This is a genomic window from Pseudooctadecabacter jejudonensis (genome assembly GCF_900172275.1).
Lineage (GTDB): Bacteria > Pseudomonadota > Alphaproteobacteria > Rhodobacterales > Rhodobacteraceae > Octadecabacter > Octadecabacter jejudonensis.
In genome coordinates, this window is sequence record NZ_FWFT01000001.1 from 412,632 (window position 1) to 437,271 (window position 24,640).

A 24,640-nucleotide genomic window follows, 5' to 3' on the forward strand; every position below is an offset into this window, starting at 1 on the left:
TTTTCGGGTCAGATGAAGGTGGGTCGCATGAGGCCCGCCCAGGGTCGTTCAGACGGCGTTTAGGCGGCGTTCCAGATCAGCGTTGAACGTGGCGAGATCTTGGGACGGGTCAAGGTCAGTGACGGGGGTCAAGGTGATCTGAACATGACGACGGCCTTTTTGGCGGCCGATAAAGCTCCAGAATTTGTCATAGGTGGCGTTTTGAAACGGCCCGAGGCCGTCGATGTGCAGCAGCATGACAGGTTGGTCAGGATGGGCTGCGATGATATCGCGGGCACCTGACAAAGCGGGGGCTATGATTTCCTCAGGCTGGCGGCGGATGTGGCCAGCGGGAAACAGCAGGACCGAATTGTCATTGCGCAGCACCTTGCCGATCACGTCCAGGGTGAACTGTTTGCGGGCTTTGCGGCGGGTCGGGTCCCATGTTTTGGGCGACGACATAGGGATCGCGCCAGAGACATACATCGGAAACCACTGGGCCTTGTTGTGGTATTCGTCCCAATGCACCGTGGGGCGCACCCGTGCGGTGGAATACAACATCGCCGCAATGAGCGGGCCATCGTGGCGGCTGACATGGGTGGCCAGGATCAATGTGCCGGGCTGCGCGCCCAACAGGTGTTTGCCAGAGACGCTGACATTATAGAACAGCGCATAATAGCTGCGCACCAGTATGAAAAAGAGGTGTCGCGTCCAGCGCCCTGCGGTTTTGTCTATAAAGCGTTTCATGATCCCTCGTTCCTTGCCTGCAGCATGATCGTCATTGCCGTTCAAATCAATTATGAACAATGTTCAATTATGGAGTAGCGACGTCCTTTGCAACCCTGGCCGCGCCGCAGGTCAGGGAATCCGGACCTCAGAGGTGTCCACGTAATCCCGGTTGACGCTGGCAGGCTTCCCCGCCATCACGGGATCCATGACGAAACCGGATATTCTTTGCATCGGCTCTGTGCTGTGGGACATCATCGGGCGGTCCACATTGCATATGCGGGCCGGATCGGACGTGCCTGGCCATATCACGCGGCTGCCCGGCGGGGTGGCCATGAACATCGCCATGACGCTCGTGAACTTCGGCCTCACGCCCGCCTTGCTGTCGGCAGTGGGGCGCGATCCGGAGGGCGATGAACTGGTGGGCGAAGCAGATCGCATGGGGCTGATCACAGAGCATCTTTACCGCTCTGAAGATTTGCCCACGGACGCTTATATGGCCATTGAGGGCGCCAACGGGCTGACGGCGGCGATTGCCGACGCCCATTCGCTGGAACGGGCCGGCACCAAGATTTTGCGTGCTTTGGAAGACGGCCCCTTGGGCTCGGCTATTGCGCCATGGGACGGGCTTGTGGCGCTGGACGGCAATCTGACCCGCGATCTGCTGTCGAATATCTCAGCATCGCCGCTCTTTGCCCGTTCAGATCTGCGCGTGGCCCCCGCATCGCCTGGGAAGGCGGACCGCTTACTGGCGCTTGTCGGGCATCCGTCCGCGACGCTTTATGTCAATCTCGAAGAGGCGGGCCTGCTGTGCCAGACCGCCTTTGACACCGCACCCGATGGCGCGCGCGCCCTGATTGCCCGCGGTGTGCACCGTGTGCTGGTCACCGACGGCGGCAATCTGGCCGCCGAATGCGAGGGCGCGGTGTTGCGCACGGCACAACCGCCAGAGGTCTTAGTGACCCGCGTCACCGGCGCAGGTGACACCTTTATGGCCGCCCACATCGCGTCCGAAGTGCAAGGCATGGATGCCCAATCTGCGCTGACCCGTGCTCTCAACGCCGCTGCCACCTATGTTTCGGGAGGAACCCCCTCATGATCCCCCTCACCTATTCCCCCGAAGTGGAGGCCGCCCGCGCCGAAGGCCTGCCCCTTGTGGCGCTGGAATCCACTATCATCACCCATGGCATGCCCTATCCGCAAAACGTGGAAACCGCCCGTCTGGTGGAACAGGACATCCGCGACGCAGGCGCCGTTCCCGCGACCATCGCCGTGATGAACGGCACATTGCACATCGGGCTGACCTCGGATCAGCTGGATGCACTGGGTCAGGCGACGGATGTCGCAAAACTCAGCCGCGCGGATATGGCGGCCTGTCTCGCCACGGGCGGCACGGGGGCCACGACAGTGGCCGCGACGATGATTGCGGCACATCTTGCGGGCATTCATGTCTTCGCAACCGGCGGCATCGGTGGCGTGCACAAGGGCGCGGAGACATCCTTCGACATTTCCGCCGACCTGCACGAATTGGCCCAGACCCCCGTGACCGTCGTGGCGGCGGGCGCCAAGGCGATCCTTGATCTTGAGAAAACATACGAAGTGCTTGAGACATTGGGCGTGCCGGTCATCGCCTTTGGTCAGAACACCCTGCCCGCCTTCTGGTCTGCAACCTCGCCTCTTGCGGCCCCGCTGCGGATGGACAGTGCGGCGGATATGGCCCGCGCCCATCAGATGCGGGCTGCCATGGGCCTGCCCGGCGGGCAACTGATCGCCAACCCGATCCCGGCTGACGCCGAAATCCCCGCAGACACTCTGGCCCCGATCATCGCACAAGCCCTCAATGAGGCGGACGCGCAAGGCATTCACGCCAAATCCGTGACGCCCTTCTTGCTGGGCCGGATATTTGAGCTGACAGAGGGCGCATCGCTGACCGCAAATATTGCCTTAGTGCGCAACAATGCCCGGCTCGCTGCCCAAATTGCAGGCAATTTCTGAAACGGTGCCCCCGCAACAGGCGAACCTTCATTGTGAAGCACGCGGGAAGCCCCTACATAGCATCGACACCATTACCTAAGGCCCTGCCCCCGTGACCAACACGCCTGACCCACAGCCCCGCCGCAGCTTGATCACCGGATTGCGGAACAATTTTATCGCGGGTCTGGTGGTGATTGCCCCCATCGGGCTGACACTTTGGCTGATCTGGACGGTGGTCGGCTGGGTCGACAGTTTTGTGTGGCCCTTTGTGCCCAACGCCTATCAACCCGAAGAATTGATCAACCGTCTGATGGGCAACGCCAGCCCGGCAGACGAAAACTGGATCACCGTGAACGTGCGCGGGATCGGGGTGATCATCTTCCTGATCTTCACAATGCTTGTCGGCTGGATGGCCAAGGGCCTGATCGGACGCAGTTTTCTGCGCTGGGGCGAAGGCCTTGTCAGTCGGATGCCCGTTGTGCGGTCCATCTACAATGGCGTCAAACAGATCGCCGAGACGATCTTTGCCCAGACAGAAACCAGTTTCGACAAGGCCTGTTTGATCGAATACCCGCGCAAAGGCATCTGGGCCATTGGCTTTATTTCAACCTCCACCAAGGGGGAATTGGTTGAAAAGGTCGATGTTGGCCCCATGACGTCGGTGTTTGTGCCCACCACACCAAACCCCACATCCGGCTTTTTGCTGTTCTTTCCCACGGCCGATATCATCGAACTGGATATGTCGGTTGAAGATGCGGCGAAACTGGTGATCTCTGCCGGGTTGGTCTATCCAGGTGAAAAAGACACCGATATGCCCCCCGCGTTGGATGAGTTGGCCGAAAAGATCAAAGGCGGCAAGACCGGCGACATCTAACGTTATCTGGAACGGGGTCGGCAGATTTTCGTCATCCGCCCTGTTGCCGAATCCCAAAAGACTGCGCATCAAAGAGATGCAGCCACGTATGGGCACCTGTCGACGGAACAAATATAGCTGTTCACAGCGCCCTGCGTGACCCCGCATTCAAAACTACATGTTTTTTCATCGGAGAATATTATGAAAACATTCACAAAAACACTCGCATTCGCAGCTGTTGCTGCCGTTGCTGCCACTTCGGCCTTTGCCGGTGGTTTGGTGGAACCCGTCATGGAAATGGAACCCGTCATCGTGATGGAAGAAACAGCCGGTTCAAGCTCCAGCGCGGGCATCCTGATCCCGCTGATCCTGATCGCATTGATCGCAGCTGCCATGTCCTCCTCCTCCTCAGGCAGCGACGTCGTCGGTCTCGAATAAACGACGCGACACAGCTTCAACAAACCTGCGCCGCTCCGCATTCGGGGCGGCGTTCGTCGTTTACGGCCAATGGGTTTTCGGCCACACCCAAAGTGTTGCCGCTTCAACACAATACAGTGCCTCAGACAGCATCACGCGCGACGATCAACTTTGACGGGCACGGTGCGCGCGCCTACGGTGTGGCCAGTCGAAACCAAAAACCTGAGGGACTAATGACTACATTCACAAAAACACTCGCACTGGCTGCGACGTTGGGCGTCGCTGCATCCGCTACATTTGCTGGCGGTTTGGCTGAACCCGTCATGGAAATGGCACCGGTCGTTGTAATGGAAGAGACAGCCGGCTCAAGCTCCAGCGCGGGCATCCTGATCCCACTGATCCTGATCGCGCTGATTGCCGCTGCGATGTCTTCCTCCTCCGGCGGTGGTGCTGATTTAGAGCCCTTATAAGCCGCGAAACATTTGACCTGCAAACTATGCCACCCTCGCTGCCATGGGGGTGGCATTGTCATTTAGGGCTGAAACATCTGCTCCAGATCGACAGTGTCGCGTTGACCGATGTCGTTGAAATGGTCTTCCAGGAAACGGTTGGCCGCCGTCCGCCCCGCTGATTTCAACCGCGCCAGAACCACCGGGTTCGGGATCGATTTTGTGGCAACACTCAAATCGTTCATCAAGGCGTCGTCCGCAATCATGTGCACCAGCACATTCTTCATCGCCCCTTCGGGCAGTGTGCCCTGCACCAACAACCGTTTCACAAAATTGATCGCGCGAAGTTCTCGCAGCAACGATGTATTGAACGAGATTTCGTTGATGCGATTGGCGATGGCTTGGGCGTCCGTGGGCACTGCATCACGTTCAAGCGGGTTGATGTTGATGACCACAATATCATCGGGCAGATGGCCTTCAAACAACGGAAACAACGCGGGGTTGCCGGTGTATCCACCGTCCCAATAGGCCTCTCCACCGATCTCAATGGCCTGAAACAAAGTGGGCAAGCAGGCCGATGCCATCAGGGCCTCACCGGTGATGTCATCGCCTTGAAACACCTTGATCTTACCGGTGCGCACATTGGTCGCCCCCACGAAAAGGTCAGGCCCCTGCGCCGAACACACATCTGCAAATTCGAATTTTTCAACGATCGTTTTCAACGGGTTACGATAAAGAGGCCCCGACATGTAAGGCGACATCATCCGTGTCGTGATGTCGAAGGCCGCATAGGCGGGCGAATAGGACATCGCTTGCGCCAACAGCGGGGCCGCAGGTGCGACGGCGTCCATCCACTGCGCAATCCCGTCGTCTGTGACCGCCCCGATCTGCGCCCAAAACCAATCAAGGTTCTCGCGCGCCCCCTCGCGGCCACCGCAGGCCCACCCCGCCTTGAGGGCCGCACCGTTCATCGCCCCCGCAGAGGTCCCCGACATGGCTGCAATTTCGATCCGTTCGTCTTCAAGCAAACGGTCCAACACGCCCCAGGTGAACGCGCCGTGCGCACCGCCCCCCTGAAGGGCCAGATTGATCCGTTTCACCATGCGCCCAAATCCTTACAAAGGATTTGACACCAAAATTTTTGTAAAATTTTGGCTCCCCTCACAACGCAGTCCAACCGCCATCGACGCTAATCGTGGTGCCCGTAATTTGCGCCGCCGCATCAGACGCAAGAAACACGGCCGTCCCGCCCAATTGTTCCACTGTGGCAAATTCCTTGGACGGCTGACGTTTCAACAAGACGTCGCGCACGACCGTTTCGCGGTCCATACCATATTCCTTCATCGTGTCGGGGATCTGTTCTTCGACCAGCGGTGTCAGAACATAGCCCGGGCAAATGGCGTTGCAGGTGATCGGATCCTCAGCCGTTTCCAGCGCAACCGTCTTGGACAGGCCGACAATCCCGTGTTTGGCCGCGATATAGGCCGATTTGTAAGGTGACGCCGTCAACCCATGGGCGCTGGCGATGTTGATCACGCGGCCCCAGCCCCGTTCGCGCATGCCCGTGACAGCCGCCGCTGTGGTGTGGAATGCGGAACTGAGGTTGATGGCAATGATGGCGTCCCATTTGGCCGTCGGAAACTCTTCAATCGGGGCCACGTGCTGAATGCCGGCATTGTTGATCAGGATATCGCACCCCCCCGCCGCCACGACCAACCGACGGCAATCGTCCGCCTTGGACATGTCAGCGGCCACGTATTTGGCCTCCACCCCGAAATTCTCGGCAATCTCGGCGGCCAGCGCGTGGTCTTCGTCACGATCGGTAAAGGAGTTGAGCACAACATTGGCCCCCGCCTTCGCCATCTCCCGCGCAATGCCAAGGCCGATCCCTGAATTTGATCCTGTGATGACAGCGGTTTTTCCCGTCAGGGGTCCAGTCAGGCTCATGGTGCATTCTCCTTTATGTTGCACTGCAGCATAACGACGAAACACAGCGCCACAAGGATGGGTTCCGCACTCCCTGATCACAATCCCGGGCGCCGCCCTGCCATCTTCCCATTTGTGCCCCAATCTGTGCGCAATCCGCCCCTACCTTGGCAGGACCCAAACCCAATTAAACGGCAGGCAAGCACCATGGGGCACACCCCCCTGATCATGACCAACGCAACGCGCACACGTTTTCTGTATGGGGCCTTTGCCCTTGAAGACGGCGTGCCCGTGTTTGTGGGCAGCGTGGTCGAAGGATCAGGCTTTACCTATGATCGCGCCACCGGCTGGCCCGTCGCAGGCACAGTGGCCCGCGTTTCGCTTCAGATCCGGTCAGAGACCGAGGTGATCGACGTGCTGGCAGTGCGGTCCCATCCGGACACGGACGTGGCTCTTCTCAACCACGTGTTCGAAGGCGCCGCGATCGATTGGTTCAATCCTGACGTCGCCTTTCAGCGCAATTTCAAGGCCCCGCCTGCGCGCCCTGCCCCCAAGACAGGGCTGTGTGGCAAGATTGAACTGGCCACTGGCGATATCCTGACCCACGAAGACGTGGATGACATCTTTGGGGGGCGCATCCGTAAGGTGCAACGCCTCGCCAAACGCATCCCGCCCGCTGACCTCGATTTTTGGGACATCGACCCCGATCTGGAGGTCACGCCGCGCGCCGCAGGCTGACCCCAAGGGCTGACAACCCAGGCAACAGGCGGCGAACATTCCGCGGACCACCCCCCAATTTCGACACCGATTCTCAGCCTGTCCTGACGCAGGCCCGGCCATGGGCGCAGTGCGTCATCGCCCCCTATGCACAGGCGGGAATTAACCAATAAAATATAGGCAGAAAAAAACCCTGGCCGAAGCCAGGGTTAAGTCATTGAGGCAGGTTTCATACAGGCAAGAAACCTATCGAGCAGTGCCCTCGTTATAAGCAATCGCGCGCCTGCATCCAAGCTAAAAGTTTGAAAAGGTTTGTTTCCCCATCTAGGCTAAAGCCAAGAGCAACCAAAAAGATCAGGGGACACACCAATCATGTCATTCGGAATATGGGCCCACATGGGCCGGAAATTGCACACCGCGGGACTTGCGGCGTCGGTCAGTCTTATCGCGACATTGGCCGCAGCCGAACCCCAACATGGCATAGCTATGTATGGCGACCCCGCCTTGCCCCCAGATTTTGCGCATCTGCCCTATGCCAACCCTGACGCGCCCACAGGCGGCGCGATGGTGACAAACACCGTGGGCAGCTACGACAGCCTCAACCCGTTTATCACCAAAGGCACCAGTTTCTGGCAGCTGCGGTTCTTGATGGGCGAAAGCCTGATGGCGCGGTCTTTGGATGAACCGTTCTCGCTTTACGGCCTGTTGGCCGAATCGATTGAGACCGCAGACGACCGTTCTTGGGTCGAATTCACCCTGCGGCCCGAGGCCCGATTCTCTGACGGCAGCCCCGTCACCGTCGAAGACGTGATCTGGTCTTATGAAACTTTGGGCACCGTGGGCCACCCGCGCTACGCCGGGTTTTATGCCAAGGTCGACACGATTGAACAAACCGGCGACCGCTCCGTCCGCTTCACCTTCAATGTCGAAGACCGCGAATTGGCCCTGCTGGCCGGTCTGCGCCCCATCCTGCAAAAGGCCCAGTGGGAGGGCATCGATTTCGCCGAAAGCGGCATCGACAACATCCCCATCGTGTCCTCGCCCTACGTGATCACTGATTTTGAACCGAACCGGTTCATCGAATTCACCCGCAACGAAGACTATTGGGCCGAAGACGTCGTGCCCTTCGTCAACGGCCTCTATAACCTCGACACCCTTCGGATCGAATTTTTCGGCGACGAAGTCGCAGCCTTTGAGGCCTTCAAAGTCGGTGAGATCAATTCGAACCGCGAATTCAACGTGGTGCGCTGGGACAGCCAGTACAACTTCGACCTGATCGAAAGTGGGGAATTCGTCAAATCCGTGCTGCCGCATTCCCGCCCGTCGGGCATGACCGGGTTCGTGATGAACACGCGGACGGATCAGTTTGACGACATCCGCGTGCGCGATGCGATGATGCACGCGTTCAACTTCGAATTCATCAACGACACGATCACAGGCGGCGCACAGCCGCGGATCACGTCGTATTTCTCCAACTCGCCGCTGGCCATGCAGGACGGTCCGGCCACGGGCCGCGTGCTTGAATTCCTCGAACCCTTCGCAGACAGTATCCCGCAGGACGCAATCACAGGGTACGCCCTGCCCGTCTCCGACAGGTCCGAACGCAACCGCGCGGGCATCGCCGCGGCGCTGTCGCTGATGGAAGAGGCCGGATACACCATCCAAGACGGTGTGATGGCAGACGAAGACGGCACGCCCTTCACGTTTGAGATCCTGTTGCAAAGCAACTCAACCGAGAATACGGCGATCATCGACATTTATACCGAAAGCCTCACCCGACTGGGCATCACCCCCACAATCACCCTTGTGGACGGGGCCCAGTACAAAGAACGTACCGATGTCTATGATTTCGACATGACCTACTACCGCCGGGGTCTGTCGCTGTCGCCCGGCAATGAACAGTACCTTTATTGGGGGTCCGACAGTGTGGACACCACCGGCGGGCGCAACCTGATGGGCGTGGAATCGGAAGCCATCGACGCCATGATCAACCGTCTTCTGACCTCCGAAAGCCAAGACGATTTCCTCGCCGCAACCCGCGCCATGGACCGTCTGCTGACGTCAGGCCGCTATGTGATCCCGATCTATCAGTGGAACATCAGCCGCATCGCCCATGATGCCGACCTGAAATTCCCCGACACCATGCCCATCTTCGGCGACTGGCCCGGCTGGCAGCCCGATGTGTGGTGGTTCGAGGAAGGCTGATCGACCGGCAGACCGCCAATCCAGGTCAGACAAAAAGGGCCACGCACACCGCGTGGCCCTCTTTGTTTACAAAAGACGTCTTTAGAAGGTGTAAGACGCGCACAGGCTGTTTTCATCAACCACCTCCGATGACCGACCAGCGGAAAATGCAAACGTCTCGTTGGACGCCTGAACACCTGCATAAAAAACCGGTCCAGCCTTGATCCTCAGGAACAGCCATGATGACGCGCGCGACCACTGGCTCAACACTCGGCTCAAAAATGGAACTTGGTGAACACGATCTGAACGTCCCTGCCCCGCACGGCAGATCGGAAACTTGAACCCCATGCGGTCATCGCTTACGCCGGACGCATGAACCAGCCCCTAACGACGCGACAGATCAATGCAAGACGACTGGTGGCGGAAACCATTGGCACCGCGCTGCTTTTGGTGGGCGTCGTCGGGTCGGGCATCATGGCGCAGTCGCTGACCGATGACATCGCGCTGGCGCTTTTGGCCAATGCGATTGCCACGGGGTGTACGCTCTATGTCATCATCACCATTTTGGGGCCGCTGTCCGGTGCACATTTCAATCCGGTCGTGACGTTGGCCTTTGCCCTGCGCGGGGATCATCCGTGGCCCCTGACCGCGGCCTACATCCCGCTGCAGGTCCTTGGTGGCATCGGCGGGGTTCTGTTGTGTCACCTGATGTTTGATCTGCCGGTCTGGCAGGCCTCGACCACCGCGCGCACGGGCGCGTCCCAATGGCTGTCCGAAGTCTTTGCGACCCTCGGTTTGCTCTTCGTCATCTTCGGGGGCCTGCGCAGCAAACCTGATGCGGTGCCCACGCTCGTGGCGCTCTATATCACAGGTGCCTACTGGTTCACCTCATCCACCAGTTTTGCCAACCCCGCCGTGACGATCGCACGTGGGTTTTCAGACACCTTTGCGGGCATAGATCCGTCGCATATTGCCGGATTCATCGCATCTCAGCTGGTGGGGCTTGCCGTGGCATTGCCCCTAACACGTTGGCTTTTCACACCAAATGGCGATTAACTAATAATCAAGACTGTGCTGCTTTCCTATTGTCGAACAAATGTCGGAACCCCATGGGCTGTTTGACGTTTATCTTTCGAACTAATGGAGGTTATTCGATGTCTTGGACCACAGCACTGACCCATTGGCCGCAACTTCTTGAACAGCTGGCTGCGGATTTTCCACAGCTTGAGGCAGCGGCCCTCAAACGGTTCCGCGGCGACCGCGACAAAATGGAAATCTATCTGGCCGATGCCCATCATCTGACCCGTGCCGAGGCGCGTGAGACGCTGAATGATTGGTTGATGTACCGCGCGCCCGTGGCTGCCAGCCAAATCGCCGCATAATCGGCACTGGATCAGGGCCCATTACGCCAGCGATGTGACCCACAAAATAGTCGCATCTTCTGCCGAGACAGAGATGACGTTGTGCCCCATTGAGGCATCATAATAGGCGCTGTCGCCGCGTTTCATCTCAATCGGTTCGTAGAATTCGGTGTACAGACGGATCACGCCCGTCAACACATACAAAAACTCTTCGCCATCATGGCGCACCCAGCCGTCGAATTCCTCGGGCGATCGCGCCCGCACCTGCGCACGGTAGGGCAGCATCTGCTTTTTCGTCAGGCTTTCCGCCAACAGTTCATGTTCATAGGTCGCTGTCGCGTGGCCGGTGCCCTCGCCGGACCGCGTGATGGCCATTCGCCCGTTCACCTGATCGCGCTGCGGCGGGGTGAACAACTGCGGCACAGAAATCTGCAAACCGACAGCAAGCTTTTTCAACGCATCATAGGTGGGCGACATCTGCCCGTTCTCGATCTTGCTCAGCGTTGATCGCGCAAGCCCTGCCTGCGTGGCCGCTTGCTCCAGCGTCCAGCCTTGCGCCTTGCGCAGATCACGCACCCGTGCCCCCAAATCCAACGGCTGCGCTTGCGCCGCATCACCGCTTTCGCGCGCGATCGAAATCAACTGTCGAGGGTCTGTGCTGGTCATGGACACCCTATAGGGCAGCGAGGGCCCCAGTTGCAATGGCGCGGCTTGCATTCCCACGCGGCCCTGATGTAGCCCGATCCTATGTTCCTGTCCCCCGTCCCTGCCCCCTTCAATATGGCCGCCCATGTGCTGGCGCGCGCGGGCGCACAGCCCGACAAAGTGGCGCTCGCCATTCTGGGGCCTGCCCGGGCGGAACGCTGGTCCTATGCGCGGCTTGAGGCCGCTGTGCGCGGGGCGGCGACAGGGCTTTTGCAAACAGGGCTCTGCGCAGGGGACCGCGTGCTTTTGCGTCTGGGCAATACCCCTGATTTTCCAATCGCCTTTCTGGCCTGTCTTGCGGTGGATCTGATCCCCGTGCCCACGTCCGCACAATTGACATCCCCCGAAACCACAGCCCTGGCCGCGACCCTCGCCCCCGCCGCAATCATCGGGGGCGCCGACATCGCCCTGCCCGATCATCCAGCCCCTGTGATCAACACCGACACCCTGCGCGGCTTTCATGCCCTCGCGCCCGCGCCCTACACGATGGGTGATCCCAATCGGGCGGGGTACATCATCTTCACCTCCGGCACCTCTGGGCGGCCCCGCGGCGTGGTGCATGCCCACCGTGCCATCTGGGCGCGCGGGTCCATGTTCGACGGCTGGTACGGGCTGACAGACACCGACCGCGTCTTGCACGCAGGCGCGTTCAATTGGACGTACACCTTGGGCACCGGCCTGATGGACCCATGGACGCAAGGTGCGACGGCGCTGATCCCTGCCGCAGACACCAAGCCCGCAATGCTGCCTTTGTTGATGAAACGCCACGACGCGACGATCTTTGCCGCAGCCCCCGGGGTGTACCGGCACCTCCTTAAATCCCCCATGCCGCCGTTGCCCAAACTACGCCACGGCCTGTCGGCAGGGGAAAAACTGCCCCAAACCACACGCGACGCCTGGGAGGCCGCCACCGGCACCCCGATCTATGAGGCATACGGCATGTCCGAATGTTCCACCTTCCTCTCCGGCAGCCCCAGCACCCCCGCCGAGGCGGGAACACTGGGTCAGCCGCAACCTGGCCGGCGGGTCGCCCTCGTTGAGGGCGGGTCGCTGGCCGACACGGGCGAGATCGCGGTGCACCGCGATGACCCAGGCCTGATGTTGCACTACCTGGACGCCCCCGAAGAAACCGCCCAACGCTTTGCCGGCGATTGGTTTCTGACAGGCGATCGCGCCACCCGCACGGCAGGGGGCCACATCCGCTATGACGGCCGCATTGACGATATGATGAACGCGGGCGGCTACCGCGTCTCCCCGATCGAAGTGGAGGCCGCCCTCGCCCAGCACCCCGCCATATCAGAGGTCGCGGCCGTTGAACTCCGCGTGAAATCGGATGCCTCGGTCATTGCGGCCTTTTACGTTAGCGACGATGTGATAGGTGAAGACGAACTGGCGGCCTTCTCCGCCCGATATCTGGCCCGCTACAAAGCCCCGCGCCTGTTTACCCGCGTGGACGCACTGCCCCGCGGGGCCAACAACAAACTGCTGCGCCGTCAGCTTCGCCAAGATTGGAACGCCCGCCATGGTCAAACTTGATATCCTGTCCGATCCGATTTGCCCGTGGTGCTACATTGGCAAAACAAATCTGGACCGCGCGTTGGAACAGATCGGGGATCACCCGTTCACCATCGAATGGCATCCCTTTCAGCTGAACCCCGATATGCCCGCCGGTGGCATGGGCCGTCGTGACTACCTCGAGGCCAAGTTCGGCGGCAAGGAGGGCGCCGTGCGCGCCTATGCGCCCGTGGTCGAAATGGCGGAAAAGGTCGGGCTATCGATTGATTTCGAAGGCATGCAGCGCACCCCAAACACCCTTGATGCGCACCGTTTGATCCACTGGGCGGGCGTCGAAGGGCGCCAGTCCTTTGTGGTGCAACGTCTGTTTGAGGCCTATTTCCGCGATGCTCGCGACATCGGGGACCGCGAGGTGCTGCTGGATATCGCCGATGGCTGTGAAATGGATGCGGCTGTCATCGGCAAATTGCTGGCCTCTGACGCGGACAAGGACGACATCCAAAACCGCGATGCCCACAGCCGCAAAATGGGGATCCAATCGGTGCCTACGTTTGTCGTCGCCAACCAGCATGCCGTCCCCGGTGCGCAGCCGACCGAGATGTGGGTCAAGGTGATTGGCGAAATCATGGACCAGCTTGAAGGTGACGAAAGCGGATCCGCGTGACACGGTCCGCACTCGGGACGGTGCGCAAAACGGGCGCCCGCCCACGTCAACCGTTGCAGCCCTTGAGCCAAGCGGAATTTGTGGCTCTCGTGGCGATGCTTATGGCGTCGGTCGCCTTTTCGATTGATGCGATGTTGCCCGCACTTCCCGACATCGGGGCAGAATTGACGCCAGACAACCTCAATCGGGCGCAGCTGATCATCACCAGTTTCGTATTGGGCATGGGGATTGGCACGTTTCTCACCGGCCCGTTGGCCGATCTGTTCGGGCGAAAGGCGGTCATTGTCACGGGGGCAGCCTTGTATGTCATGGCCGCCCTTTGGGCATTTGTGGCCCCCACATTGGAAACCATACTGGCCGCCCGCATCGCCATGGGGCTGGCCGCCGCGGCCCCGCGCGTGGCGGCTGTTGCTATGGTGCGCGATCTGTTCTCGGGGCGCGACATGGCGCGGATCATGTCCTTTGTGATGTTGATCTTTTCGCTGGTGCCGGCACTGGCACCGTCTTTGGGCGCGCTGATCATCGCGGTGTCGGATTGGCGCGGGATTTTCCTGGCGTTTGCGGCGTTTTCAACACTCACATCCCTGTGGTTGATGCTGCGCCAGCCTGAAACCCTACCGGCCAAGGCCCGTCGCCCCATCAGCCTTATGTCCCTCTGGTCCGCCGCCAAAGAAACAGCGGCCCACCCGACCGTCCGTCTGGCGACCTTGGTCCAAACCCTCAGCATGGCGATGTTGTTTTCTGTCCTGTCCTCCACCCAGCAAGTGTTCGACGAAACCTACGGACAAGGCCACAGCTTTCATCTGTGGTTCGGCGGCATCGCTGTTCTGGCGTCCTCGGCCTCACTGGTGAATGCGCGGCTGGTGGGCCGATTGGGTATGCGGCCGATCATCAAGGCGATGTTTTCGGCACAAATCGCCCTGTCCGCCGGTATGATCCTGACGGCGCTTGCAGGGCTTCCTCCGCAGGTCGAGCTGTTGATCTACGCCTTCTGGGTCACCTCCGTTTTCTTTCAGGCGGGCCTGACGTTGGGCAACCTGAATGCATTGGCGATGGAACCCTTGGGCCACATCGCGGGCACCGCCGCGTCCCTGATCACGGCAACAGCGACCGTAGGGGCTGTTCTGATCGCCGTCCCCATCGGACTGAGCTTTGACGGAACGCCCCTGCCTTTGGCCGCTGGCTCATTCGCTTGTGCCCTTTTGGCGTTCTGGCTCACGACCAAAATACGACGGGACAGCGACTAAATTTCCGGAAATTTAGACGTCCGCCAGATTTCAGGACACAGGCTCACCCCTGCAACAGACGTGCAGCCGTCGGTGCGAAATACGTCAGCACGCCGTCGCAGCCTGCCCGTTTGAAACACATCAGCGATTCCAGCATCACCTTGTCCCCATCAAGCCAGCCATTTTGCGCAGCCGCCTGCATCATCGCGTATTCACCGGACACCTGATAGGCAAAGGTCGGCACGCCAAATTCGCGTTTCACGCGGCCCACAATGTCCAGATAGGGCATGCCCGGCTTGACCATGACCATATCTGCCCCCTCCCCCAAATCACGTTCGACCAGTCGCATGGCCTCATCCGAATTGGCCGGATCCATCTGATAGGTGTTTTTGTCCCCCACCAAAGCAGAGGACGCCCCAACCGCATCCCGGAATGGGCCGTAAAAGGCGCTCGCATATTTGGCGGTATAGCTCAGGATCGTGACGTGGCTGTGGCCCGCGCTCTCAAGTGCGGCGCGCATCGCACCGATGCGTCCGTCCATCATGTCGGACGGGCCAAGAATGTCCGCGCCGCAGTCCGCCTGCACCAGCGCCATTTTCACCAGCGCCTCAACCGTGCGGTCATTCACAATCTCACCGTTTTCAACAAACCCGTCGTGCCCGTTGATGTTGTATGGGTCGAGGGCGATATCCGTCATCACCGCAATTTCCGGGCAGGCCTCTTTGATGGCGCGGATGGCACGGTTGGCGATGTTGTCAGGCGACCAAGCCAGCGCGCAATCCTCTGTCCGCGCCTCCATCCCCGTGTAGGGAAAGATGCAAATCGCGGGGATGCCCAAGGCCCAAGCCTCACGCGCCGCTGCCCCCACACGGTCCACCGTGCGGCGCACCACACCGGGCATGGAGGCCACGGGTTCCTCTGCATCCGTCCCCTCCATCACGAAAATCGGCCAAATGAAATCCGCAGGCGACAGTGCGCTTTCGCGGACCATGGATCGCAGGGCGGGCGTGCGGCGCAAACGGCGCAGACGGGTGGCGGGATACGGGGGCAAAGTCATTAATCGGGCCTTTCAAGTCACACATTTTGGGTCGCACGAATTGCCGCCCATCACAAGGCTGGGCATCACAACGCCCACCCGCTAGGTTGCCGAAAAACAACCACCACGGGGCTGCCGCGCGTGAACTGGACGTCTACCCTTTTCGAAGTCATCGACATGCGAAGCTTTTCGAACCTGTGGTTCTGGATCGCTTTGGCCGTGATGTGGTCGTCGGTCAGCCACTGGGTGCTGGGCGTGCCCTATGACATGATCCAACGGGCCAAGAAACTGGGCGGTCAGGCTGAACTTGACCTGCAGGACATGGTGCGCATCAACGTCAACCGGCTGCTTTACATCGCAAACGTCTCCGGCCTTGTTCTGCTGACCGTGGTCTCGTTCATCCTCACCTCACTTGTGATTCTCGCGTTTCTGTATGACGTGGAAATCGCACAAGCCGTGTTTTTGCTGGCCTTTCCCATGACCCTTGTAGGCGCGCTCAGCCTGAACACCGCCAAGATCATCGCCCGCGATGACCCTCAGGGGGAGGCTTTGCACAAACGGCTCAGCTCTCACCGCGTGGCGACGCAGTTCATCGGCATGATCTCGATTTTTGTCACGGCGATGTACGGAATGTATAAAAACCTCGCCGTGGGGGTCTGGCTTTGATGTCAACTGGTTGACATGGGGCACGCGCGGGGTAACTCCCACCCCATGGTCAACAGCAAACACATCACCGTTTCGGGCGCGCCCGAAGGCTTCGACGCCCGCCTGATTTTGGCCGAGGCTGCAGCAGGCCCCGTCGTGCACATCGCCCGCGATGACAAACGGCTGGAGGCCACGCGCGCAGCCCTTGCGTTCTTTGCCCCCGACATGCCTGTCGTCGTCTTTCCCGGCTGGGATTGTTTGCCCTACGATCGCGTGTCACCCAACGCCGACATTTCCGCTGCGCGCATGGCGGTGCTGGCCGCATTGACCCACGGGATGCCGGACCGTTTCGTGCTCTTGACCACGCTGAACGCGGCGACCCAGAAAATACCCGCCCGTGATGTCCTGCGCGAGGCCGCCTTCACCGCCCGTGTGGGCGGGCGCATCGACGAAAAAGCCTTGCGCGCGTTTCTGGTGCGCATGGGCTTTACCCAGGCACCCACCGTGACCGAGCCGGGCGATTATGCCGTGCGCGGCGGTATCATCGACATCTTCCCCCCCGGCCAATCTGGCCCCGTGCGGCTGGATCTGTTCGGCGATGATCTTGACGGCGCGCGCCGCTTTGATCCGGCCACGCAACGCACGACCGAAAAGCTCGATGTCGTTGAACTGGCACCTGTGTCCGAGGTGATCCTGGATGAGGCCGCCATCACCCGTTTCCGTCAGACCTACCGTTTGGAATTTGGCGCCGCGGGCACCGATGACCCCCTGTATGAGGCCGTCTCCGCTGGCAAAAAACATGCGGGCGTCGAACATTGGCTGGGCTTTTTCCATGACCGGCTGGAAACCCTGTTTGATTACCTGCCCGCCGCGACAATCACCCTTGATGACCAGAACGCGGCCCAGCGTCAGGCCCGGTGGGACACGATCGCGGACCAATATGATGCCCGCCAAGAGGCGATGAAGGCCAAGGGCCGGATGGACAGCGTGTATAAACCGGCCCCACCGGAGACGCTTTACCTTGATCCCAAGGCATGGAACGCGGCCACCGCGGCGCACCGCGTGTTGCAATTTGCCGCCCTGCCACAGGCCACTGGCCCCGGTGTTACAGACGCAGGCGGCCGCATCGGGCGCGATTTCGCACCTGAACGTCAGCAGGAATCTATCAGCCTTTTCGGTGCCTTGGCCACGCATCTTAAAGCGAAAATGCAAAACGGGCCCGTTGTCGTCGCCTCCTATTCCGAAGGTGCGCGTGAACGTCTGATGGGTCTTATCGAAGACGAAGGCGTGGGCGAAGCGATCCCCGTGACCGATTTCACCCGCGTCGGCAAAACCGGCCTGCATCTGGCCGTCTTGGCGCTGGAACACGGCTTCGAAGGCCCGCTGGCCAAAGGTGCTGACCAGACGTTGACGGTGGTGTCTGAACAAGACGTGCTGGGCGACCGACTGATCCGCCAAACCAAACGCAAAAAGCGGGCTGATAATTTTCTGACGGAAACCCAATCCCTCAGCCCCGGCGATCTGGTGGTGCATGTGGATCACGGCGTGGGCCGCTATCTGGGGCTTGAGGTTGTGACAGCCGCAGGGGCTGCCCATGAATGTCTGCTGCTCGAATATGCCGAACAATCAAAGCTTTACCTGCCGGTAGAAAACATCGAACTTCTGTCGCGGTTCGGGCATGAGGTCGGCCTGCTGGACAAACTTGGCGGTGGCGCGTGGCAGGCGAAAAAGGCCAAGCTGAAAGAACGCATCCGCGAAATGGCCGAACGTCTTATTCGCGTGGCCGCCGAACGCGCCTTGCGCACAGCCCCGGCCCTGACCCCGCCCGATGGCATGTGGGATCAGTTCCTCGCCCGCTTTCCCTACGCGGAAACGGACGATCAGCTGCAGGCGATTTCGGACGTCCTCGAAGACCTCGGCTCTGGCGCGCCGATGGATCGTCTTGTCTGCGGCGATGTGGGCTTCGGCAAGACCGAGGTCGCGATCCGCGCCGCCTTTGTGGCCGCCATGTCCGGCGTGCAGGTCGCCATTATCGCGCCCACGACCCTGCTGGCGCGCCAACACTACAAGAACTTCGCAGAACGCTTCCGTGGTTTTCCCATTAATGTCAGACCCTTATCGCGCTTTGTTGGCACGAAAGAGGCCGCCGACACCCGCGAAGGCATCGCCAAAGGCATCGTTGACATCGTCATCGGCACCCATGCGCTCTTGGCCAAATCCATTCGCTTCAAAAACCTTGGCTTCATCGTCATCGACGAAGAACAGCATTTCGGCGTCCAACACAAAGAACGTCTGAAACAGATGCGCACGGACATCCACGTTCTGACATTAACAGCGACGCCTATCCCACGGACATTGCAGCTTTCTTTGTCCGGCGTGCGGGAGCTTTCCATAATCGGCACGCCCCCCGTCGACCGCCTCGCGATCCGCACCTATGTCAGCGAATTTGACACGGTGACCATCCGCGAGGCGCTCCTGCGGGAACATTATCGCGGCGGGCAATCCTTCTTTGTCGTGCCGCGCGTGTCCGACCTGCCCGACATCGAAGAGTTCCTAAAAACCGAAGTCCCCGAAGTCACCTATGTGACCGCCAATGGCCAAATGGCCGCAGGCGAACTCGATGACCGGATGAACGCCTTTTACGACGGCAAATATGACGTGCTGCTGGCGACCACCATCGTTGAATCCGGCCTCGACATCCCCACGGCCAACACCATGATCGTGCACCGCGCCGATATGTTTGGCCTTGCGCAACTCTATCAAATTCGGGGTCGCGTCGGGCGCTCCAAAACCCGCGCATATGCCTATCTGACATATAAGCCGCGTCAAAAACTCACCCCGCAGGCGGAAAAACGCCTGAAGGTTTTGGGGTCCATCGACACGCTGGGCGCGGGTTTCACGCTTGCGTCCCAAGACCTCGACATTCGCGGTGCGGGCAACCTGCTGGGCGAAGAACAATCGGGCCAAATGCGCGAAGTGGGCTATGAACTCTATCAATCCATGCTCGAAGAACAGATCGCCAAGATCAAATCGGGTGAGGTTACCCTTGTCGATGATGGCCAATGGGCGCCACAGATCAACCTTGGCGTGCCCGTGTTGATCCCCGAAGATTACGTGCCCGATCTGGATGTGCGCCTTGGCCTCTACCGCCGTCTCAGCGATCTGACGACCAAGGTGGAACTTGAAGGGTTCGCCGCAGAACTCATTGATCGCTTTGGAAAATTGCCGCGTGAGGTGAACACCCTCATGCTCGTTGTGCGCATCAAAGCCATGTGCAAACGGGCCGGCATTAGCCAGCTGGATGGTGGGCCAAAGGGCGCGACGATCCGGTTTCACAACGACAAATTCGCCTCCCCCGAGGGTCTTGTGGAATTCATCGAAGACCAACGCGGGCTGGCCAAGGTCAAGGACAACAAAATCGTTGTGCGCCGCGATTGGGGCAGCGATCGCGACAAAATCCAAGGGGCCTTCGCCATCGCCAAGGACCTCGCCGCCAAGGTCAAGGCCGCCAAGAAAAAGACAGAGACAGCAACGCCCTCACCCGCCAAGCCGTGACCTCACGGACTCACTTGGGCGGTTGATGCATCTTCCTGCTGACAGATTGGGATTTGCCGCCTATAGTTTGCCCATAACGGGGACAAACCCCGATCCATAGGCACGAGGCAGTTATGACCCTTCTTTCAAGACGCAGCTTTGCGCTTTCTGCGCTGGCAACCACAACCCTCTCCGCATGCGGAAATGGCATCGGCGGAAATGGTGCCGCTGAAATTGACGCGCGCGTCGATAGCACCCTGTCATTCATGTATAACAATTTCCCCGGCACACGGGATCTGTCGACCAAAGCCAGCGGCATGTTGGTCATGCCCGTCGTGACAGAGGCCGGCTTGGGCCTTGGGGCGTCTTTCGGGCGCGGCGCGCTGAAAGTCGGCCCGACAACCGTGGACTATTATTCAGCCACAGCGGGCAGCGCCGGGTTGCAGATCGGTGCACAGCAATATTCCACCGTCCTGTTCTTCATGACACAGGATGCGTTGATGGATTTTCGCCGTGCAAACGGCTGGGCTGCTGGTGCTGACATCGAATATGCGCTGAATGACACGGGTGAGACGTTGCGGGCTGAGACGACAACCTCCCTCGCGCCGGTGATTGCCGTTGTGTTCGCGCAGGCCGGGTTTCGCGCTGGGGCCACGATCGAGGGCACCAAATACACGCGCATCATTCCGTAGAAACGCGATGATATGGCAACCGCTGCCATACGGTTGCCATACGCCAGCCATACGCAAACCATACGCCTGAATCAGCCCCTCAAACGGCGTCCCTCAGGATCAAACGGTGGTTTGTTCAACACCACACCCCGGTGCGGTTTCCCCAAAATCATGACCTCCACCGCCGTTCCTGCGGGCACGTCTTTCAGGTATCCCAGCGCCAGCGACATATCGACAGAATAACCGTATGCGCCGGACGTCACGCGGCCAACAGGCGTGCCGTCAGGCAGAAAAATAGGCTCACCGCCCGTCGCATCGGCGGTCTTTACATCCGTGATATGGATCAACGACAGAACTTCACGTGGCGCATTATCTTTGACCTTTAAGTAGCTGTCTTTATGAAGGAAATCCTTATCTGCCTTTACTAAGCGATCTAACCCAACCTCCTGTGGCCAATACTCGGGACTGTATTCGCGGCCCCATGAGCCATAGCCCTTTTCCACCCGCAAAGACATCAACGCGCGCGACCCAACAGGCCCTCCGCCCAAGGACGCAGCCGCGTCCATAAGGGCCTTGTAGACAGTAATTTGATCGGCCTCTGGGCAATAGACCTCCCACCCCAGATCGCCGGTAAAGGACACGCGAAGGGCGGTGCAGGACACGCCCGCAATCTCAATTTCGCCCGACCGCATGAATGGCCACTCCGCGGCCTGCAATGACGTATTCGTCAACGATTGCAAAAGCTTACGCGACCAAGGTCCAGCAATGTTGAACCCGCACAGCGCCTCTGTTCGGCTTTCAAACGTGGTGTCCTTCGGCAAGGGGACCATCGCCCAAAAACGTTGATGATACCGCTCCGCCATGCCGGACCCGATGACCCAAAATTCATCCTCGGCGCGACGGGTGACTGTGAAATCCCCCGCGATGCCACCGTTCACCCCAATCAAGGGTGTGAGGCAGGATCTTCCAACGACATCTGGCATACGGTTGGCGAAGACCGCAGTCAGCCAATCCTTCGCCCCGGGGCCTTTACAGACGTATTTGGCAAAGTTGGAAATATCAATGATCCCAACAGCTTGCCGCAGCATCTTCGCCTCACGACCGACGCTGTCAAACCAGGGCTGGCGGGTGAAACCGGCGCTATCGGGCACGTCTTTGTCAAAATACGCAGGATGTTCCCAGCCGTAGTTAAGCCCAAAGACGCCCCCCAAATCGCGCTGCATCGCGTAAATAGGACGCGTGCGCACAGGCCGCCCAGCGTCGCGTTCTTCCCCGGGGAAATGGATCTTGAAACGGTGTGCATATTGATCACCCACACGCGCCTTGGTGAAGGCCGCGTCGGCCCAAGCGCCAAAGCGCGCCACGTCCCACGCGAACATGTCATAGGTGGATTCGCCCTTCGTGATCCATTCGGCCGCCATCAGTCCCATGCCCCCCGACTGGCTGAACCCAGGAATGATACCGTTGCAGCAAAAGTAATTCCGCAAATCGGGGTGCGGCCCAAACAGCACGTTGCTGTCCGGAGACCAGATCATCGGGCCATTGATCACACGCTTGATCCCCGCCTCACCCACGACAGGCACACGGTCGATGGCGCGCATCATGTTGTCCTCGATCCGTTCCAGATCGTCGGCAAACAGCTCATGCCCGAAGCCCTGCGGCGTGCCGCCTTCGGCCCAAAACCGCACGTCTTTTTCGTAGGCTCCAACAAGCAGCCCCTGCCCTTCCTGGCGCAGATAATATTCCCCGTCGCGGTCCGCGACCGACGGCAAACGCCGGTCCATCGCGGTAATCTCAGCTATGGTTTCAGTGACAAAATACTGGTGTTCCGTCGGCAGCAATGGCAGCTCAATTCCAGCGAGTTTGGCAACCTCTCGCCCCCAAAGCCCCGCTGCATTGATGACCCATTCGGTGTGAATGTTGCCCTTTGGTGTTTCGACGATCCATGTCCCGTCGGGCTGCTGAAGTGTCGCGGTGACAGGGCAAAACCGCATAATCTCCGCACCGCGCTGGCGCGCACCCACCGCGTAGGCGTTTGTGACGCCGCTGGGGTCCACGTTGCCGCCATCGGGTTCAAACATAATGCACCGGATGCCGTCATAATTGACCAACGGGTGGAGGCGTTCAGCCTCGGCACGGTCAACCTCATGAAAATTCATCCCGTAAAACTTCGCCTTGGCGGCCTGCAAACGCAGCTGATGTTCGCGGTCTTCGGTCTGGGCCAGATACAGGCTGCCGGGCTGGAAAACGCCACACGACTGGCCTGTCTCGGCCTCCAACTCAGTATAAAGGTTCATCGTATAGTGCTGAATTCGTGAGATATTCGTGCTGTCATGCAGCCCGTGAATATTGGCGGCAGCATGCCATGTGGACCCTGACGTCAACTCATCGCGTTCCAGCAAGACAACATCTGTCCAGCCCAGCTTGGCCAGGTGATACAGGATGGAGCAACCGATAACGCCGCCCCCGATGACGACAGCTTGGGCATGGGTACGCATGAAAACCTCTTGGTGTGATCTGCGTCCAGCCTGCCCGCAGCGCCCCCGTCAGAATGTCCCGTTCCCGACATCTTTCGTCGCGCTGTGACCGCTATTCCCGTCCCCCGACTGGGTCTGTGTCTGGGTCTGTCGTCGGATGATCCGCATTTTCGCTGTCCAGACTGTCCAACACCCGGGACGAGGTGGATTTGCGCAACCTGTCCATGTCAGGCGCAAAGTTCAGCGCCTGCTGGGCGCGCTGGAATTCGATACAAGCAGCCTTGAATGCGGCATCCCGCATTTGCGGGTCATCATGGTCGATCAAACGGCGAAAACTGGACTGAAGTCGCTGTTGGACCTCAATCAAAGCGGCACCGTCGCGGGCCAAAGCCCCAAAGGCGTCCTCAATCAGATCGTAGGGGCTCAGCGGCTTGATCCAAAGTCGGGCGTGCGCGGGGGGGCCGTCAATGTCCGTCTCATCACGGTAGTACGTCAAAATGCGCGACAGCCGCGTGATGACATCAATGGCCGTGCCTGGGTCATTGATGCCTGGCGACAGGGCCTTGGATGCAATTTCCCCCATGGCCATCAGCCCAAATCTGGGATCCTGTTCGTAGGTCCGCACGTCGCCCATTTTGATATGCGCATCCAAGACCTTGTCGAAGGACTTGGTGTCATTCGCGGTGTCGGGGGGATCGGTTTGCACCCAATAGGCCAAAACCTCCCCCCGCATCACGAAGGCGCCTGGGCTTTCGATCAGATAGACATCGCAGCCATAGGCCTCCGCCCGGTCATTGAGGGATTCCTGATAGATATGCTGCACGTAACCGCTTTCGTCCGCACGAAAGGCTGTGGCGTTTTGGGGAACCTCAACGCTGTCATCCCATGGATGCGCGCCCAGACACGGGGTTTTCAATCGGTCCTGAAATTGGGTCGATGTGATGTCTTCTATCTGGCGGGTGGTGTCCATCAAACTGCCAAAGGTCTGCAAGTGCACGACCCAGCGGATCAGGGACCAGACCACATAACACAGCACCAACACTGTCATGCCGAACAGCACCAAGGCCCGTTCATCAGCAAAGATGTTCAACTCACGCAGGATAATTGCGGTCAACGCGTACACATAGGCCCCGATGAACCCCGCCAATGTGTTCTGCGTGGTCGGATCCTGAATAATCAGGCGGTGCGTGCGCGGCGTGAACTGGGACGAGGAATTGCGATACACCGTCACCATAACGGTCAGGGAAAAGGTCGTAACCGCCAACATGGCGTTGGCGATAATCGACAAGAGCCTGTCCGCCGCCTTGCCGCTGACAACGCCAGAGACGTCGTCCGGCAACAGCGGCCCGATCACTGTTGCGACCCCAAGGGCCACCAAAGCCATCGCGCCCAGAATGATCACCCGCGCCACCAAGGTGCGCGACACCTCCCGCAGAATGCGCAGGATCAGTTTTGGCCATGCGACAAGTTTGCTTGTGATCGCCTTTATCATTCCACCATCCGCCCTGGCTGCGACATCCGGTGTCGTTTTCGATCTTGCGCAAAACAGACAGGACGATAGCGTTTCCGAAGATCAGTCAA

General features: G+C 59.6%; 22 protein-coding genes. 15 read left to right on the forward strand and 7 right to left on the reverse strand.

Translation table 11 applies throughout. The annotated features are described in order from the left end of the window. Positions 1–48: 48 nt before the first annotated feature. Positions 49–726: a lysophospholipid acyltransferase family protein gene (locus PSJ8397_RS02020; RefSeq protein ID WP_143515321.1), complete on the reverse strand. Its 678-nt coding sequence runs from the start codon at positions 724–726 to the stop codon at positions 49–51. Between the two features lie 187 nt (positions 727–913). Between PSJ8397_RS02020 and PSJ8397_RS02025 the strand changes: the two genes are divergently transcribed. The 5 genes from PSJ8397_RS02025 to PSJ8397_RS02045 all read left to right on the forward strand — a co-directional run bounded on the left by PSJ8397_RS02025 (position 914) and on the right by PSJ8397_RS02045 (position 4,419). Continuing rightward, positions 914–1,804, forward strand: a complete 891-nt coding sequence (locus PSJ8397_RS02025; RefSeq protein WP_085863455.1) for a PfkB family carbohydrate kinase — start codon at positions 914–916, stop codon at positions 1,802–1,804. Further along, entirely contained in the window at positions 1,801–2,700 is a 900-nt protein-coding gene (locus tag PSJ8397_RS02030; protein ID WP_085862883.1) for a pseudouridine-5'-phosphate glycosidase, read from the forward strand. Before PSJ8397_RS02025 ends, PSJ8397_RS02030 begins: the two co-directional genes overlap by 4 nt. A gap of 91 nt (positions 2,701–2,791) precedes the next feature. Beyond that, entirely contained in the window at positions 2,792–3,553 is a 762-nt protein-coding gene (locus PSJ8397_RS02035; RefSeq protein WP_085862884.1) for a DUF502 domain-containing protein, read from the forward strand. Positions 3,554–3,733: 180 nt separating this feature from the next. Then, complete coding sequence (locus tag PSJ8397_RS02040) at positions 3,734–3,970, forward strand: hypothetical protein (RefSeq protein ID WP_085862885.1); 237 nt, start codon at positions 3,734–3,736, stop codon at positions 3,968–3,970. A gap of 212 nt (positions 3,971–4,182) precedes the next feature. Then, positions 4,183–4,419 carry a hypothetical protein gene (locus tag PSJ8397_RS02045; RefSeq protein ID WP_085862886.1) on the forward strand — a complete coding sequence of 79 codons (237 nt, stop codon included), beginning with the start codon at positions 4,183–4,185 and terminating at the stop codon, positions 4,417–4,419. 62 nt (positions 4,420–4,481) lie between these two features. Here the strand turns inward: PSJ8397_RS02045 and PSJ8397_RS02050 are convergent, their stop codons facing one another. Together PSJ8397_RS02050 and PSJ8397_RS02055 are read right to left on the reverse strand one after the other, a co-directional pair. Then, complete coding sequence (locus tag PSJ8397_RS02050; protein WP_085862887.1) at positions 4,482–5,501, reverse strand: patatin-like phospholipase family protein; 1,020 nt, start codon at positions 5,499–5,501, stop codon at positions 4,482–4,484. 58 nt (positions 5,502–5,559) lie between these two features. Beyond that, a complete protein-coding gene (locus tag PSJ8397_RS02055) occupies positions 5,560–6,345 on the reverse strand; it encodes a 3-hydroxybutyrate dehydrogenase (RefSeq protein WP_085862888.1) in 786 nt (261 codons plus the stop codon). Between the two features lie 186 nt (positions 6,346–6,531). Here PSJ8397_RS02055 and PSJ8397_RS02060 point away from each other — a divergent pair, with 186 nt between their 5' ends. From PSJ8397_RS02060 to PSJ8397_RS02075, 4 genes are all read left to right on the forward strand, one after another. After that, on the forward strand, positions 6,532–7,062 hold the full coding sequence (locus PSJ8397_RS02060) for a hypothetical protein (protein ID WP_085862889.1): 531 nt from the start codon (positions 6,532–6,534) through the stop codon (positions 7,060–7,062). Positions 7,063–7,413: 351 nt separating this feature from the next. Next, on the forward strand, positions 7,414–9,246 hold the full coding sequence (locus tag PSJ8397_RS02065; RefSeq protein ID WP_085862890.1) for an extracellular solute-binding protein: 1,833 nt from the start codon (positions 7,414–7,416) through the stop codon (positions 9,244–9,246). A gap of 351 nt (positions 9,247–9,597) precedes the next feature. Continuing rightward, positions 9,598–10,281, forward strand: coding sequence for an aquaporin (locus PSJ8397_RS02070; protein WP_085862891.1), 684 nt, complete (start codon positions 9,598–9,600; stop codon positions 10,279–10,281). A 98-nt stretch (positions 10,282–10,379) separates the two neighbouring features. Beyond that, a complete protein-coding gene (locus PSJ8397_RS02075) occupies positions 10,380–10,607 on the forward strand; it encodes a hypothetical protein (protein WP_085862892.1) in 228 nt (75 codons plus the stop codon). A gap of 21 nt (positions 10,608–10,628) precedes the next feature. Here PSJ8397_RS02075 and PSJ8397_RS02080 read toward each other — a convergent pair whose 3' ends face one another. After that, complete coding sequence (locus tag PSJ8397_RS02080) at positions 10,629–11,252, reverse strand: helix-turn-helix domain-containing protein (protein WP_085863456.1); 624 nt, start codon at positions 11,250–11,252, stop codon at positions 10,629–10,631. Between the two features lie 81 nt (positions 11,253–11,333). Here PSJ8397_RS02080 and PSJ8397_RS02085 point away from each other — a divergent pair, with 81 nt between their 5' ends. The 3 genes from PSJ8397_RS02085 to PSJ8397_RS02095 are packed head-to-tail and all read left to right on the forward strand — an operon-like array spanning position 11,334 to position 14,717. Continuing rightward, positions 11,334–12,827, forward strand: a complete 1,494-nt coding sequence (locus PSJ8397_RS02085) for a class I adenylate-forming enzyme family protein (protein WP_085862893.1) — start codon at positions 11,334–11,336, stop codon at positions 12,825–12,827. Beyond that, complete coding sequence (locus PSJ8397_RS02090) at positions 12,814–13,470, forward strand: DsbA family oxidoreductase (RefSeq protein WP_085862894.1); 657 nt, start codon at positions 12,814–12,816, stop codon at positions 13,468–13,470. The genes PSJ8397_RS02085 and PSJ8397_RS02090 overlap by 14 nt, the downstream gene beginning before the upstream one ends. After that, positions 13,467–14,717 carry a multidrug effflux MFS transporter gene (locus tag PSJ8397_RS02095; protein ID WP_268794653.1) on the forward strand — a complete coding sequence of 417 codons (1,251 nt, stop codon included), beginning with the start codon at positions 13,467–13,469 and terminating at the stop codon, positions 14,715–14,717. Before PSJ8397_RS02090 ends, PSJ8397_RS02095 begins: the two co-directional genes overlap by 4 nt. A gap of 43 nt (positions 14,718–14,760) precedes the next feature. Here the strand turns inward: PSJ8397_RS02095 and hemB are convergent, their stop codons facing one another. Then, positions 14,761–15,753 carry a porphobilinogen synthase gene (gene hemB / locus PSJ8397_RS02100; RefSeq protein WP_085862895.1) on the reverse strand — a complete coding sequence of 331 codons (993 nt, stop codon included), beginning with the start codon at positions 15,751–15,753 and terminating at the stop codon, positions 14,761–14,763. 120 nt (positions 15,754–15,873) lie between these two features. Between hemB and PSJ8397_RS02105 the strand changes: the two genes are divergently transcribed. From PSJ8397_RS02105 to PSJ8397_RS02115, 3 genes are all read left to right on the forward strand, one after another. Continuing rightward, positions 15,874–16,398 (forward strand): component of SufBCD complex, encoded by a 525-nt coding sequence (locus tag PSJ8397_RS02105; RefSeq protein ID WP_085862896.1) that lies wholly within the window; start codon positions 15,874–15,876, stop codon positions 16,396–16,398. A 45-nt stretch (positions 16,399–16,443) separates the two neighbouring features. Further along, positions 16,444–19,932, forward strand: coding sequence for a transcription-repair coupling factor (mfd, locus tag PSJ8397_RS02110; RefSeq protein ID WP_085862897.1), 3,489 nt, complete (start codon positions 16,444–16,446; stop codon positions 19,930–19,932). 113 nt (positions 19,933–20,045) lie between these two features. Next, a complete protein-coding gene (locus tag PSJ8397_RS02115) occupies positions 20,046–20,603 on the forward strand; it encodes a lipid-binding SYLF domain-containing protein (RefSeq protein ID WP_085862898.1) in 558 nt (185 codons plus the stop codon). Between the two features lie 71 nt (positions 20,604–20,674). Here PSJ8397_RS02115 and PSJ8397_RS02120 read toward each other — a convergent pair whose 3' ends face one another. Further along, the gene (locus PSJ8397_RS02120; RefSeq protein ID WP_085862899.1) at positions 20,675–23,080 is read right to left on the reverse strand and encodes a GcvT family protein; all 2,406 of its coding nucleotides are present in this window, start codon (positions 23,078–23,080) and stop codon (positions 20,675–20,677) included. A 91-nt stretch (positions 23,081–23,171) separates the two neighbouring features. Beyond that, positions 23,172–24,551, reverse strand: a complete 1,380-nt coding sequence (locus tag PSJ8397_RS02125) for a DUF2254 domain-containing protein (protein ID WP_085862900.1) — start codon at positions 24,549–24,551, stop codon at positions 23,172–23,174. Positions 24,552–24,640 lie beyond the last annotated feature (89 nt).